Annotated in this window: 18 protein-coding genes; 10 read left to right on the forward strand and 8 right to left on the reverse strand. The window is 37.9% G+C overall.

Annotated elements, in window-relative coordinates; translation table 11 throughout:
* The first annotated feature begins 74 nt into the window (after positions 1–74).
* Entirely contained in the window at positions 75–1,607 is a 1,533-nt protein-coding gene (locus tag POF52_RS18000) for a diguanylate cyclase domain-containing protein (protein ID WP_271993792.1), read from the forward strand.
* A 28-nt stretch (positions 1,608–1,635) separates the two neighbouring features.
* On the opposite strand, the gene POF52_RS18005 is transcribed toward POF52_RS18000, so the two are convergent.
* The 5 genes from POF52_RS18005 to POF52_RS18025 form a co-directional block, all read right to left on the reverse strand.
* Positions 1,636–1,809 carry a twin-arginine translocase TatA/TatE family subunit gene (locus POF52_RS18005; RefSeq protein WP_013055701.1) on the reverse strand — a complete coding sequence of 58 codons (174 nt, stop codon included), beginning with the start codon at positions 1,807–1,809 and terminating at the stop codon, positions 1,636–1,638.
* Between the two features lie 73 nt (positions 1,810–1,882).
* Complete coding sequence (locus POF52_RS18010; protein ID WP_047933611.1) at positions 1,883–2,197, reverse strand: DMT family transporter; 315 nt, start codon at positions 2,195–2,197, stop codon at positions 1,883–1,885.
* 1 nt (position 2,198) lies between these two features.
* The gene (gene sugE, locus POF52_RS18015; RefSeq protein ID WP_013082007.1) at positions 2,199–2,540 is read right to left on the reverse strand and encodes a quaternary ammonium compound efflux SMR transporter SugE; all 342 of its coding nucleotides are present in this window, start codon (positions 2,538–2,540) and stop codon (positions 2,199–2,201) included.
* A gap of 42 nt (positions 2,541–2,582) precedes the next feature.
* Positions 2,583–3,173: a TetR/AcrR family transcriptional regulator gene (locus POF52_RS18020; RefSeq protein ID WP_271993798.1), complete on the reverse strand. Its 591-nt coding sequence runs from the start codon at positions 3,171–3,173 to the stop codon at positions 2,583–2,585.
* Positions 3,174–3,257: 84 nt separating this feature from the next.
* Positions 3,258–3,911, reverse strand: a complete 654-nt coding sequence (locus tag POF52_RS18025; RefSeq protein WP_075421358.1) for a hypothetical protein — start codon at positions 3,909–3,911, stop codon at positions 3,258–3,260.
* Positions 3,912–4,819: 908 nt separating this feature from the next.
* Between POF52_RS18025 and pgsB the strand changes: the two genes are divergently transcribed.
* The 6 genes from pgsB (at position 4,820) to POF52_RS18055 (ending at position 11,196) form a co-directional block, all read left to right on the forward strand.
* Positions 4,820–6,001: a poly-gamma-glutamate synthase PgsB gene (gene pgsB, locus POF52_RS18030; RefSeq protein ID WP_014461310.1), complete on the forward strand. Its 1,182-nt coding sequence runs from the start codon at positions 4,820–4,822 to the stop codon at positions 5,999–6,001.
* Positions 6,002–6,017: 16 nt separating this feature from the next.
* Positions 6,018–6,467: a poly-gamma-glutamate biosynthesis protein PgsC gene (gene pgsC, locus POF52_RS18035; protein ID WP_013055707.1), complete on the forward strand. Its 450-nt coding sequence runs from the start codon at positions 6,018–6,020 to the stop codon at positions 6,465–6,467.
* Between the two features lie 40 nt (positions 6,468–6,507).
* On the forward strand, positions 6,508–7,704 hold the full coding sequence (locus POF52_RS18040) for a CapA family protein (protein ID WP_271993803.1): 1,197 nt from the start codon (positions 6,508–6,510) through the stop codon (positions 7,702–7,704).
* A 29-nt stretch (positions 7,705–7,733) separates the two neighbouring features.
* Entirely contained in the window at positions 7,734–9,296 is a 1,563-nt protein-coding gene (locus POF52_RS18045) for a gamma-glutamyltransferase family protein (protein ID WP_034653979.1), read from the forward strand.
* 20 nt (positions 9,297–9,316) lie between these two features.
* Positions 9,317–9,520 carry a CapE family protein gene (locus POF52_RS18050; protein ID WP_013082014.1) on the forward strand — a complete coding sequence of 68 codons (204 nt, stop codon included), beginning with the start codon at positions 9,317–9,319 and terminating at the stop codon, positions 9,518–9,520.
* A gap of 113 nt (positions 9,521–9,633) precedes the next feature.
* Positions 9,634–11,196 (forward strand): gamma-glutamyltransferase family protein, encoded by a 1,563-nt coding sequence (locus POF52_RS18055; RefSeq protein ID WP_271993807.1) that lies wholly within the window; start codon positions 9,634–9,636, stop codon positions 11,194–11,196.
* A 26-nt stretch (positions 11,197–11,222) separates the two neighbouring features.
* On the opposite strand, the gene POF52_RS18060 is transcribed toward POF52_RS18055, so the two are convergent.
* The gene (locus POF52_RS18060; protein ID WP_028407691.1) at positions 11,223–11,672 is read right to left on the reverse strand and encodes a staygreen family protein; all 450 of its coding nucleotides are present in this window, start codon (positions 11,670–11,672) and stop codon (positions 11,223–11,225) included.
* A gap of 148 nt (positions 11,673–11,820) precedes the next feature.
* On the opposite strand from POF52_RS18060, the gene POF52_RS18065 reads away from it, so the two are divergent.
* The 3 genes from POF52_RS18065 (at position 11,821) to POF52_RS18075 (ending at position 13,680) form a co-directional block, all read left to right on the forward strand.
* On the forward strand, positions 11,821–11,988 hold the full coding sequence (locus tag POF52_RS18065) for a hypothetical protein (RefSeq protein WP_013055713.1): 168 nt from the start codon (positions 11,821–11,823) through the stop codon (positions 11,986–11,988).
* A 429-nt stretch (positions 11,989–12,417) separates the two neighbouring features.
* The gene (locus tag POF52_RS18070) at positions 12,418–12,891 is read left to right on the forward strand and encodes a hypothetical protein (RefSeq protein WP_271993810.1); all 474 of its coding nucleotides are present in this window, start codon (positions 12,418–12,420) and stop codon (positions 12,889–12,891) included.
* A 129-nt stretch (positions 12,892–13,020) separates the two neighbouring features.
* On the forward strand, positions 13,021–13,680 hold the full coding sequence (locus POF52_RS18075) for a haloacid dehalogenase type II (protein ID WP_271993812.1): 660 nt from the start codon (positions 13,021–13,023) through the stop codon (positions 13,678–13,680).
* A 30-nt stretch (positions 13,681–13,710) separates the two neighbouring features.
* On the opposite strand, the gene POF52_RS18080 is transcribed toward POF52_RS18075, so the two are convergent.
* Entirely contained in the window at positions 13,711–13,893 is a 183-nt protein-coding gene (locus tag POF52_RS18080) for a CsbD family protein (protein ID WP_176584962.1), read from the reverse strand.
* Positions 13,894–14,036: 143 nt separating this feature from the next.
* Entirely contained in the window at positions 14,037–14,531 is a 495-nt protein-coding gene (locus tag POF52_RS18085; protein WP_042451809.1) for an NUDIX hydrolase, read from the reverse strand.
* Positions 14,532–14,620: the final 89 nt, after the last annotated feature.

Consider the following 14,620-nt stretch of genomic DNA (forward strand, 5'->3'; position numbering starts at 1 on the left):
GGGCAGTAAACAATATGTAAGCTAAGAAGCCTATTGTTTTTGTTTTAGCTTTTTGGAAAGAGGTGAAGAATAAAGTGAGTCAACTTCTCTTTAATATCACGTTAATTATTTCTTTCATGTTTGCTGCGAGTATAGTTCGAGAGCAAATCATTTATAGAGTAGAAGGAATAAACCGGTACAAAATGTATCGCTTAATTTATTACGGATGTTCTTACGGCCTATTAGGCAGCATTTTAATGATATATACAATTAAAATAGATTCTACTATTATTCTTGACCTTCGCTTTTTAGCTGTGACAATTGTTTGTCTTTATGCAGGAATGGTACCCGCTATCATTGCGGCTTGTATTATAGGGATAATGCGTCTGCTTTTGTTTGGAATTACGGCAAGCGGAATAATAGGCGCTGCTACAATTATGGTAATGGCTTTACTGTCTGGGTGGACGGTTCGCTTACCTTATCGTCCATTTATTCGCTTTCAATTAATGAATTCTATTAGCTTGCTTTACGTATTCTTCTCATTGTCCTTTCTTTTTAAAGATATCATGCACGCTGCTACAATTATCATCTATTTACTGCCTGCTTCTTTTATAGGTGGGTGTTTAGTGTATCTGGTAGGTAGATATATATATGTATCTCGAGTAACGACAAGTCAGCATAAAAAGCTGTCTAAAATGTTTTCGGTTATGGTTCAAAATGCAAAGACAGGTACCATGATTGAAACGCCAGAGCGCGAAGTAGCCGTTATTAATCAAACTTTTTGTGACATGTTTGATATACCCGGACCTCCTAATCAATACGTTGGATTGAAAAGTAATCAGCTGTTTTTATCTCACGCTCCTATGTTGAAAGATCCTGCTAGGTTTTTAAAAAGGGTAGAAAGCACCGTTTATTCAAAAGAGTCAATAGTAGATGAAGAAATTACGTTTATTAACGGTAAAATTTATGCGCGTGACTACATTCCAATCTATGAAGGCCATGTGTATATTGGCCACTATTGGGAATATCGAGATATTACGGAGAAAAAGAAGGCTGAGTGTGATCTTCGCAAAGCCAATAAAAAGCTTGAAATGCTGTCCATGAAAGATGGCTTAACAGGTCTGAACAACCGCCGATCTCTTGATAACCAGTTGGAAATTGAGTGGGAATACGCACTGAAAGAAAAAGAGCCGCTTTCTTTTCTATTATTTGATATTGATTATTTTAAAGCGTATAACGATACCTATGGCCATATTCAAGGAGACGAATGCTTAAAAGAAGTAGCGAATATTGCTAAAAGCCTTGTTTTTGACGAATCGGCTTTTGTTGCAAGATACGGAGGAGAAGAGTTTGGTATATTGCTTCCTCGAGCTAATCAATATGAAGCGATAAAAATGGCAGAAGCGATTAGACAGCAAGTGGAGCAGCGTGCAATTATCCATCAAGCTTCTGACGTGTTTAAGTGTGTCACAATCAGTGTTGGAATAATGACAGTCGTTCCATCCGAAAACATACAGCTGATTTCAATTGTCCATGGAGCAGATCAGGCTTTATATGAAGCAAAGCGTACGGGTCGAAATCGAATTTCAGTATATTCTCACCACAAAGAAGCTGACTCAAACGTTTGAGTCAGCTTTTAAAAGAGATATAAGCCTCTTATTTAGGAGGAGCTTTTTCTTTTTCATCTTCTTCCATAATTCCTTTTGTAGCATTTTTAAACTCTTTTAACGTTTTTCCGGCAGCTTTCCCTAATTCCGGCAGTTTCTTTGGACCAAAAAGCAATAGAGCGACAAATACAATTAAGGCAATTTCTCCAAACCCAAGGTTCATTGTCATCGTCTCCTATTTTTTGAAAGTGTTTACAAGTTTAGTATAGCATGAAAAGAAAGGAAGTAGTACATCATTATCCAGTGATTTTAAGGCCGATTACACCTGCTACAATACAAAAAATAAATAAAATTCGACGCATGTCTTTTGCTTCATGAAAGAAAAGCATGCCAAGAAGTACGCTTCCAGCAGCTCCTACTCCCGTCCATATGCCGTAAGCTGTTCCGATAGGTATCTCCTTTAATGCTAAGGAGAGAAGATAAAAACTTCCTGCACCGAAAAGAATAAATCCAATCGAAGGAAACAACCGCTTAAACCCATCTGAAAGTTTTAAAAAAATCACAAATCCCACTTCGCAAAAACCGGCAGCTATTAATGCAATCCAAGCCATGTTACGATTCCTCTCTTTCTGTTTCTTCAGTAGAAATCAACTTCAAACCAACGATTCCAAAGATCATTAATCCTAAAAATAAAATCTTTCCAATATTTGCGCCTTCGTCTAAAACGGTCATTCCAAGTATCGCTGTGCCAGCAGCTCCTATACCAGTGAATACTGCGTAAGCTGTTCCGACAGCAATTTTTTTTAAGGCATTTGAAAAGAAATAAAAGCTGATCACAATTGTGACGATTGTAATGATTGTTGGAGTTATTTCAGTAAATCCGTGTGAATATTTTAAGCCGATTGCCCATACAATCTCGAGCAAACCAGCGATAATAAGGTAAATCCAAGCCATTCTAATTCCTCCTTGCATAATAATAAGCCCTTTTTATAGGGCCTATTTAGCACGTATGCCTTCCCAAAATATCGTCCAAGCATCGTGAATTTTTTGGTCATAATACTCCGGTTCATAATAAAAGCGCTGAATGAACAGTCCGTCGGTTAAACAATAAAAGCTATTGATATACAAATCAATCGGACGTTCAATTATTTCGCCTTCAGCCATTCCCTGTGTAAAAATAGCATGCAGAATTTGATCAGACAATCGTTCGCTTCTTAAGAAAATAGCTTTTACTTCCGACTGTAAATGTTCAGGTGGAAACAAAATAAGACGACGGTACATCTGGCCAAAAGAATCTTTTTCAATCATCATGCAGAAATCTACAATAAAGCAGTGAAGCTGTTCCTTAGCAGACTTTGTTTTATGCTGTTCGTATATAACAGATAACTTTGTTAGGAATAAATTCATTAAATCATGCACGGTTAGTAAAAATAAGTCGTCTTTGTTCTTAAAATGAGCGTACAGGGAAGGTTTTTTTATGCCTACTTTTGATGAGATATCAGCAAGCGATGTTTCTGTATAGCCTTTTTCTCCAAAGAGCTCCATTGCTGCAGCTCTAATTTTTTCTACAGTTGATAATTCACTCAAGAAAAGCTCCTCCTCAATCTAACTAACGGTCGTTAGGTAAAAGATATCAAATATAAAAAAAAGAAGCAAGGGAATCGCTTCTTTTTAATGTATTTTCACTAAATGACGCTGAGTTAAAAATAAAGAGAAGATAAAAATAAGCTCAAACGTATTTGTTACAGCTGTGCTTGGTATAGGAATTGACACGGCACTTCCTACAATCATCACGGCTACTCCAATCATCATACTGCTCCATCTCGTCTTGCGAAATAAGGAAATTCCAACAAAAAGCAAAATAATCGCCACAATGAGAACCATAAGAGGGGGACCGGATGATCCTACTAATGTATATCGAACAATGCCATATTCACGTACAACTTCCATACGCTGACTAATCGTCTCGAATATTTCATAGCTAATTAAGGCAAACGTAGTTAGCAAAAAAAGAATGCCGGCAACAGGTTTTTTAGCCCATGTAATCGTCGAATATTTCGCTACGCCATACGCAAAGAGCACCAAAGTAGGGGTAAATAAAGCGTGAAACCAAAAGCGAAGCATGCTGAGTGAACGTAAAGTATCCCCTTCACCGATAAATGAACCGATCCCAATCATTATATTATCGTAAATTAGTCCAGCTATTACTAAAGGAAGAAAAAGCATGTAAAACGGCGAAGTGTTTTTTCGCACTACATATATGCTAAAGAAAAACAGGACAATATAGCAAAAAGAAAATAGAAAATAAAGGGTTGTATCAACCATTGTTTTCCTCCTTTTGATGATACTTCTTCTTTTTATGATAACATCATATGCCAAAAAAGTGAGAAATCATGCATTTTTCTAGGCAATCTTAACGGACGAAAGCTGCCTTTATCGGTAGAAAGATTCAGAAAATATTGAAATAAAAATAGGAAAAGAGGCCATAGTCAAGGGATTTAGATTTACTGAATTGATTATTAAATAAAGGAAATCTATAAAATAACAACAAAAGAACTAGGAGCACATGGAGTCTAAATGCTTATATAATTAGAAAAAAATATTTAATGTCCTTTCTATTTAAGTAAGTTAAATGTAAGCAGAAAATGATAAAAAAATGTATTTTTCTTACTTTTATATCTATCTATCATCCTTACAAGTACGGTTGTTAGACAAATTCAATTGGTATATCCATAAAAAGGAATTAATGGGATAAAATATTTTTTATCCCGCCTTTATATTACAAAACGTTTTCTAAAGTTAAGAAATTTTTAATTACGTAATATTTCCGTGTGTTAATTGTAAGAGTGATGTATAAAATATTCCTGTTGTTATGGTAAAAAAAGGTATCGATGGGATTTTTCTAGGTAAATAAACTTTAGACCTATTGTGTAAATTTTAAATAAAACGATGAGTTTTTAATTCTGTAAATAGACAATCGGAATTGTAAGAATATATAACATTTGAGCTATTGACCACTAATGAGCGCAGATGATAGTTTTAGAGCTGTTGAAATTGGTACTCGAGTCCATTTTTCAAAGCAGGTGTTTTAGCAGCATGCTAGCGCTGTTAATTGATTAGCTCCCATACATATATAAAGGGAGTGAAACTATGAAATCGTATATCTATCATTATGAATCAAAAGCATTCATAACGTATCCAACAGGAGAAGTTTGGAAGGAGAAGAATGAAACATGATCTTAATTATCCTATGCTGCCTATTTTTAGTAGGGTATGGCGTTTGGGAGTATCGCAGACATTTACGCAAGCTGCATTCAATTCCTGTACGAGTGAATGTTAATGGTATTCGCGGAAAATCCACCGTTACACGATTGATTACAGGTATTGTAAAAGAAGCAGGTTACAAAACAGTAGGAAAAACGACAGGAACACAAGCGCGTATGATCTACTGGCATACAAGTGAAGAAGAACCAATTATTCGTCGTAAAGAAGGTCCGAACATTGGAGAACAGCGACGAGTGGTAAATGAAGTTGCCGATATTGGCGCAGAAGCTCTTATTTGTGAATGTATGGCTGTACAGCCTGATTATCAAATCACATTCCAAAATCAGCTGATTCAAGCCAAGGTAGGCGTTATTGTAAACGTACTAGAAGATCACATGGATGTAATGGGTCCAACTCTAGATGAAGTTGCTCAAGCGTTCACTGCTACTATTCCTTACGATGGCCACCTTGTTACAATTGAAGGTCCATATTTGGAATACTATAAAAAAATAGCCGCAGAGCGCAACACAAAAGTTATTGTAGCTGACAATGATAAAGTATCTGAAGCGTATTTACGTGAATTTGATTATATGGTTTTCCCTGATAATGCTTCCATCGGTTTAGCAGTAGCAGAAGCACTTGGTATCGATGCTGAAACAGCGATGAGAGGAATGTTAAATGCTCAGCCTGACCCAGGAGCTATGAGAATTACAACGTTTGGCGATGAAAAAAATCCAGCCTTTTTAGTGAATGGATTTGCTGCCAACGACGCTTCTTCCACGCTTCGTATCTGGGAACGTGTAGATTCAATGAACTATAGTGAAAAGCTTCCTATTGTCATTATGAACTGCCGTCCGGACCGTGTAGATCGCACGGAGCAATTTGCTGAAGATGTAATGCCATACATTGAAGCGGACGTAATGATTGCAATTGGTCAGACGACCTCACCAATCGCTGCTGCACACCAAAGAGGCGAATTGCCAACAAAAGAATTCTGGGATATGGAAGGCGCTTCTACAGAAGAAATTTTAGAACGTATGAAGCCTTATTTAAAAGATCGTATTGTATACGGTGTCGGAAATATCCACGGTTCAGCCGAGCCGCTTGTTGAAGCTATTATTGAAATGAAAAAGATGAGAAAAGCAGTTTAATCTAGGAGGCCATTTCATGTTCGGATCAGATTTATATATTGCCCTTGTGTTAGGGGTTACACTAAGCTTAATTTTTACAGAAAAAACGGGCGTATTGCCAGCCGGTCTTATCGTACCGGGGTATTTAGCTCTTGTATTTGATCAGCCAATTACCATTTTAATGATTTTCTTAATTAGTATTTTAACGTATGTTATCGTCGTATACGGAATCTCAAAAGTAGTTATTTTATATGGACGTCGCAAATTTACAGCGATGTTAATTACGGGTATTGTGATTAAAGTTGCATTTGATTATTTCTTCCCGATCTTGCCGTTTGAAGTGTTTGAATTACGCGGAATTGGTATCATTGTACCGGGCTTAATTGCAAATACAATGCAAAAGCAAGGTCTTCCTTTAACAGTTGGAACAACGGTTTTATTAAGTGGTGTAACATTTGGAATTATGCAAGTTTATTATTTATTTTAATACACAAACAAACCGCAGCTGGTAAAGGAAGGTGAAAGCGTTGAAAGAGAAAAAATTAAACTTTCAAGAAAAAGTATTGATGTTTATAAAGAAAACAAAGCCTACAACGGGCAAGCAAGCTCTTATCTTAACGCCAATTTTAATCGTAATTTTAGCTCTTTCAGGATGGATGGAGCGTTCGGATGCTCTTGAAAACCCTGAGACGGCTAATCCAGAGGCCAATAATGATTTAACGATGACTATGGTCGGAGACATTATGATGGGTCGCCATGTAAGAGAAGTAACTGAACGCTACGGAGAAGATTTTGTATTCCGCAACGTGGAGCCGTTCTTTAAAAATTCGGATTACGTAAGCGGGAACTACGAAACGCCGATTTTAACAAACGACGTAGAGTCATATAAAGCAATGGAAAAAGGTATTCATTTATATAGTAAGCCTGCTGATCTAGCAACCGTTAAAAATGCAGGTTTCGACGTATTAAACTTAGCGAACAACCATTCAATGGACTACAGTGCAAAAGGGTTAGAAGATACGATCTCTACTTTTGAAGCAAACAAATTAGATTTTGTTGGTGCTGGCCGTAACTCTGAAGAAGCAAAGCATATTTCGTATAAAGATGCTGACGGTATCCGCATTGCAACCGTAGGTTTTACGGATGTACATTCAGACGGAATGTCGGCTGGAAAAAACAACCCAGGTATTTTAAAAGCAGATCCAGATCTTATTTTCAGCACGATTCAGCAAGCGAAAGCAAATGCTGATTTAGTTGTAGTAAATGCCCACTGGGGTGAAGAATACGATGCACAGCCAAGTCCTCGTCAAGAAGGGCTAGCAAAAGCGATGGTAGACGCTGGTGCGGACATTATCATTGGTCACCACCCGCACGTTCTACAGTCATATGACGTATATAAAGGTTCGGTTATTTTCTATAGCTTAGGAAACTTTATTTTTGACCAAGGGTGGTCAAGTACAAAAAATACAGCGATGGTTCAGTATCATTTAAACAAGCAGGGCCAAGCTAAAATTGATGTTATTCCAATGGTTATTAAAGCAGGTACACCAACTCCAACAGATAACCCTTGGCGCATGAAGCGTATTTATAACGATTTAAACAAGTTTTCTTCAAACCCTGAACTGTTAGAAAAAGAACGAAACAAGTTTGAATTAAACTTAGATCATTCTCGCATTATAAAACATGCAGAGGAGCGCAAAAAGAACGAAGCGCAAGCTAACTAATAGCCCGTCATACACAGAGGAGGTAAAAGATGATAAATAAACGTAATACGATTATTGTTTCCATTGTCATCTTTTCACTCATAGTAGGTGTATGTGTTTATCAATTTATGTTTCCAAAACAAGAATATGCAGTAAGTACTTCAGATCCTCGCGCCACAAAAGTAGGTATGGAAATTCTTAAACAAGGCGGTACAGCAGTTGACGCAGCTATTGCCATTTCCTACACGCTTGGTGTTGTGGAACCGTACGGATCAGGACTTGGGGGAGGCGGCGGAATGCTGATTGATCCAGCAGATGCCTCTCCAACATTTATTGACTACCGAGAAATTGCACCTAAGAATGATAAAGAAGATGAGATTGGCGTACCAGGGTTCGTTGCTGGTATGGATTATATTCAGCACCACTACGGATCTATGTCGATGAGCAAACTAATCGACCCGGCCATTAACTATGCTGAGAATGGGTATAAAGTGGACAAAGATTTGCACGATAGGCTGGTTTCATACAAAGGTAATGTGAATGAAGATGAAATTCCTAGCTTTTATCCAGATAAGGACGCTATCAACACAGGTGAAATTGTCAAACAGCATGAATTAGCGAACACGCTGCAAAAGATTAAGGAAGAAGGGCCAAATGCTTTTTATAGAGGGAAAATTGCAGACGATATTACAGAAGAAACAAAAGTAAGTCACAAAGACTTGCGAAAGTATGCGCCTGTTGAACGGAAACCTCTATCGACGAATTATAAAGGTCATCAAATTATTTCAGCACCTCCGCCTTTTGCTGGTGCTACGCTTATTCAAATGTTAAAAATGACGGATCAAGAAGATATTTGGAAGCTGAAGGAATCGCATCCTAGTCTTTATTATCATTTTCTTGGTCAAATTTCAAAAGTAGCTTATCAAGACCGCTTGAAAAAAATTGCTGATCCCGCTTTTATAAAAGAAACGCCAAATGATTGGATCGACGATCATTACGTGCATTTACTTCGTAATAAATTAAATAATACTGAAACAGATCATACCAAAGTAAGCGACGTCGAAGAACATGAAAGTACCACTCATTTTGTTGTCATGGACGGTGAAGGAACCGTTGTATCAACAACGAATACGCTGAGTAATTTCTTCGGCAGCGGTGAATATGTAGATGGATTCTTTTTAAATAATACGCTCAATACGTTTGGGGAAGGAATTAATAAGCGTCAACCTGGTAAGCGTCCAAGAACATTTACAGCCCCTACCATTATTCGTGAAGGTGATGAATGGGTAATGTCCATTGGCACACCGGGAGGAAATCGCATTCCTCAAGTGTTAACGCAAGTAATTGGGGATTATTTTGAAGACAAAGATTCCATTAAAAACGCAGTAGAAAACAAGCGTGTCATTTTTGATTCTCATAAGTTTTATTCAGAAGCTAAGCTTAAACAGTCAACTAAAGATGGTTTAAAAACGTACGGATATGACTTAAAAAACAATGATAACGCGATGTTTTACGGAGGCGTTCAAGCTCTTGTGAAAGACTTAAAGAAAAATAAGATTCAAGGTGACGCTGATCCGCGCCGCCACGGTTTATGGGAAAAAAGTACAGACTAACTTAATTGGAGGAATAGAAAATGATCGCAAAACGAATCGTAGGGATTGTAGGACCAATTGCTATTGTAGCAGGAGTAGTAGCAGGACTTGGAGCTTTAAAACATCCGGCTACTCTTTCAACAGATGAACAGCAAAAAATTGAAAATAACGTAAAAATGATTGAACAAACAAAATCAGCTGCTACAGATGCAGTAAATGATGCTGCGGCAGCTGCTGGAAAATAAATAACAAAAAGGCATCGTCCTAGACGATGTCTTTTTTGTGTTCAATGTAATGTATGGATAAAAATGAAAGCGCTTCACAAAATATACAGATGAGTAAAAATGGAGGGTAATATGTGAATAAAAAATTACTGTTGTTTAATATTATTGCTTTTTTATTATTAATTTGTGTTATAGCCGCTTTTTTTATGACTCAATCGAGGACAGATCTTAGTCCTGAAAAGCTGCTTAAAAAAAATAATGATCATTCTTATGGTGTGAGTTCTTCTAATTCTCTGGCAGCAAATGTAGGGATGGACGTATTAAAAGAAGGCGGGAATGCAGTAGATGCGGCCATTGCTATTTCGTATGCCCTTAACGTAGTCGAACCTTTTGGATCTGGAATTGGCGGAGGTGGAGGTATGCTGATTGCCAAAAAAGATCAGCCAGCTACTTTTATCGATTACCGGGAAACCGCTCCAACTTCTATGAGCGGTAAAAACGGCGTGCCGGGATTTGTCGCTGGTATGGAATATATTCAGCAGAAGTATGGTACAAAATCAATGAGTGATTTGATTCAGCCGGCTGTTGAATACGCTGAAAAAGGGTTTGAAGTAGACTCTCTTTTATCGTCTCGATTGTATTACTCTAGAGGAAGGATGGATGTAGACGATCTATCCGCTTTTTATCCAAAGGGAGAAGCAATCGAAGAAGGAGAAACCCTGTCGCAGCCCGTGTTAGCTAAAACACTAATCAAGATTCAGCGGGAAGGCGCATCTGGATTTTATAAAGGAGACGTGGCACAAGATCTTGCTGATGCAACGCCTATTTCTAAAAAAGACTTATCTTCCTATCAAGTGGCAGAAACCAAGCCTGTCGTTTCAACTTACAATGGAACGGAAGTGATTTCAGCGCCTCCGCCTTTTTCCGGAATTACACTGATTCAAATGTTGAAAATGGCAGAGAAAGAAAATCTTGAAACAATGCCTGACAAAGAATATTACGAAACGATGAACAGAATTAAAAAGGCAGCTTACTCCGACCGGTTAAAACAAATCGGAGATCCAGACTTTCATAATCAAAACTCAAGTAAATTAGTCAGTGATGATTATATAACAAACTTGGTCAATCACCCGACACGTTCTTCAGGTGAAGGCGATGAAGAACACGAAAGTACAACACATTTTGTGGTTATTGATTCAGAAGGAACCGTCGTATCTACAACTAATACGTTGAGTAACTTCTTTGGTACAGGCGAACAAGTTGACGGCTTTTTTCTTAATAACAATGCTGATACGTTTGGAAGCAAAGAACCGAATAATCGCGAGCCGGGAAAAAGAGCAAGAACTTTTACGGCTCCAACTATTATAAGAGAAAAAGGCGAGTGGGCGATGGGAATAGGTTCTCCGGGCGGGACGCGGATTCCTCAAATTTTAACTCAGGTACTTTCTAAAAACCTTGAAGGAAATGAATCGCTTCAAAAAGCTGTAAACGAACCGCGCTTTATTTTTGATGATTCGACTATTTATGTAGAGCCCGATTTAAATACCAAAAATATTCCTTCTGCGTTTCGAATAGAAACAAAGGAAAGCGACGTCTTTTATGGAGGTATTCAAGCGTTAACCATTAATTTTCAAGATAAACAAATGGAAGGAGCCGGAGACCCTAGAAGAAATGGAGTTTGGAAAACAGGAGATTAACGAAGTAAAGATCCCTTCTCATATGCTTAGGCATAGTGAGAAGGCGTTTGAAAATATCGAATGGAATGAAAATCTTTGTCGCTGGAATGAAAATGTACGTAAATGGGGGAACGATCTAAAGCAGGGTGAGCGTTGAAAAACGTGGCATCACCGTAGCGCAATGCTTTTAGCAAGTAAGGCATTTCCTGTTTGAAAATAGCGTAACGTATGGCTTGAACGGACTTTTCCGTTTGTTCATTGCCAATAAATACGTATACATACAGGGTATCAACACCGTCTTTGTGGAGCCATTCGGCAAAAAGCTCATTTCGCTGCTCATTTAATTGATCAACAGCAAACTTTTCGTCGATCCAAAGAAATAAATCGTCTGTTTGTTCAGAATGTGTGAGCGTATAGCGTCGCCCAATAAAAGGAAAGGTGGGCGTGCTTCCTTGCCGGTATGTGACGCTAAATTGCTGAGGATTAAAAGCAGACAAACGGCATCTTCCTTTCACGCTTTTAAGTAGTTTATGCATAAAAAAGAGAAATTTCACACATTCGTCAAGAATTTTAAGCTGTTTTTCTTACATGCATACTTATGAAAAAGTTGTTACACTGAAGAAAAGAAATAGTGGGTGATAAAAGATGGAGCCGCTGTATATTGTCTTATCAATTTTTTTAGCAGCGATGCTATCGTATGATATTGCTAAATTTGTTCGAGGGGACCGGCCAGATTGGAAAGAGGGTCTCGTGACGGGCCTTGTGTTCGTGGGCTTTTTAGCAGCCATGCAAATGGCTTTTCACATTGTATAGCGATGAAAGAAGCTGGGACAAACGTATTTTAGTTGAAGGAAGATCCGAACGATGAATCGTTCGGATCTTTTTTGGTTAGGATGAACGGAGATTTCATCTATGTAGTGGCTTCTAGCTGTTGATTGGAGGGCAAGGCGAAGACTCCTGCGGGAAAAGCGGGAGAAGTGTGACCTCGCAGGAGCTCAGCGGCGAAGAGGCTCACCGGCCGCCCGCGGAAAGCGAAGTCTTGTACGGAAATCAACAGCGTTGTAACAAGCGATCTACACTCGATCATTTATCCTATTTATTTGTTTTTCGATTGAATTAATGTAGATATGTCTCAATCCCTTTTTTAAAGATATGCCGGATAAGTTTAGTTCGGCAATACTAAAAAGCTTGGATACCGAATAAGCTGTTGTATACTGCATTTTTGATAAAGGGGCTTTTTACTTGTATCGAAAAAAAACACTGCTTTTGAAGCGAAGTTTAGGAGTAGCTGTGTTTCTTTCTGTTATGGCGCTGGGAGTTTGGATGTTTCAATTTACATTCTTTTCTCCAAGTCATCAAGCCAAATCCGCCGTAAAAGAATTTTATACGCTAGAACAGGAAGGAAACTTTTCGGAATCATGGGACCTTTTTCATTCATCCATGAAAAAGAAATGGACAAAAGGTGCATACATACAAGATCGAGCACACGTATTTCTCAATCATTTCGGGGTAGACACCTTTACGTATTCCATTGAAGGTGTTGAAAAAAGAAAGAGCTGGAAGATGGAAAATGATCGTAAAGCGTTTCCTGTTGTTTACGAAATGACCGTTATCCAAACGTATAAAGGGAAATATGGAAACTTTGATTTGGTGCAGAAAGTGTATGCTGTTCGTGAAAAAGGAGAATGGAAAGTCGTGTGGGATTATAAACAGTAGGAGAGCCTGCTGTTTTTTTATTTTCATAAGAAATGAGCATACCTCAGCTGTTAATAGGCCTCTTTTTTAACAGAAAAAACGTTATGTTTTTTTGCGAGTGGGTAAAATGAAAGAAGGAGGCGAACACAGATGAAATTTAAAACGATTTTATTTGATGCATATGGAACGCTGTTTGATGTACATACCGTTATTGAAACGTGTGATAAGCTGTATCCGGAGCGGGGAGAAAGTATCAGCCATTTATGGCGTTTGAAGCAAATTGAATATGCAATGCAATATCAGCTGATGGGACGATACGTTGACTTTTATACATTAACAAATCAATCCCTGAAATATGCAGCAGAAGCAAATGATATTGATTTAACGGAACATGAAGAAAAAATGCTGATGAGTGCTTACATGAAGCTGAATGTCTACGATGAGGTCAAAGAGGTGCTCGCCTATTTAAAAGAAAAAGGATATCACCTGGCTATTTTTACGAATGGTCCTAAGCACATGATTGATCCGCTTGTTTCTTATCACAACATGAATCATTTATTTGAAGACGTTATTTCCGTAGACGAAATCAAACAGTACAAGCCTACGATGGCAAGCTATCACTATGCAAAAAATAAAATGAACGCAAAAAGAGAAGAAGTATTATTTTTGTCATCGAATACATGGGATATTGCCGGTGCTAAAAACTACGGGTTCGCAACGGCTTGGGTCAACCGAAAAGGAAATGTAGCTGAATATAAAGAATTGCAGCCAAACGTAATCATTAAAAGCTTAAATCAGCTTATTAAATAAAAAAAGACGAGCATTTAAGCTCGTTCTTTTTTATTTAGTGCTAAATGTATCTTTTGTTTCGCCTACTGCTTTTTGAGCATTTCCTTTTGTTTTCTCAGCTTTTCCTTCACGCTGAAGGTCGCGGTTATTCGTTGCATTTCCGACTTGATCTTTTACTTCACCTTTAGCTTTTGATACATTTCCTTTAACTTTATCTCCTAAACCTTTACTCATTTTAATCTTCCTTTCTATTAGTGATTAAGTAGTGTTACTTGTCTGTTCCACCGTTAGAAAGAAATTAAACATATTTTCTGATTTTGACCTAAACAGAAGCTAAGCCTGCGATATTCAAAAGTAATGTGTAGGCACTATCATCATTATCGTTCGGAGGTTTTAAGTTCCCATTCATCATAAATCTGAGATTCATAAGGCCATGACAATAAGCTTAAAGATTCCACTGCTTTTAGAACAAGAGGAGAAGCATTATCGATGTTAAGATCCTGCGGTGCGATCCACAATGCTTCCAAAGAATCTTGTCCTTCAAACTGGACCGGGTTGGAAAGAAGCTCACCGCCGGCAATGTCTACGTGATAAAAAACGGCAATGTGATGTACGTGAGTAAATTCTTTCCACTTACAGGGATACTGAAAATCCGTTGTACCCGCTTGAGAAATAATAGTAATTTCAAAGCCCGTTTCTTCACTAAATTCTCTTTTCATCGCATCTGTTAATGTTTCACCGTGTTCTAGCTGTCCGCCTGGCAAATCAAAGCGATGAATATACGGCCCTCTATTTTTTCTGATAACAAGCAGCTTGTCATCTCGCATACAAATTCCATATACGCCAAAGGCGCGATCATAGTTTGGTTCCATCTTTTTTTCACTACTTTCTATAACAGAATGGCTTGATAAAGCATCATTTGATTTCTTTATCCTACCATACATTTTGCTATAGAACCTTT

This window comes from Priestia sp. AB, assembly GCF_028369225.1.
Classification (GTDB): Bacteria; Bacillota; Bacilli; order Bacillales; family Bacillaceae_H; genus Priestia; species Priestia megaterium.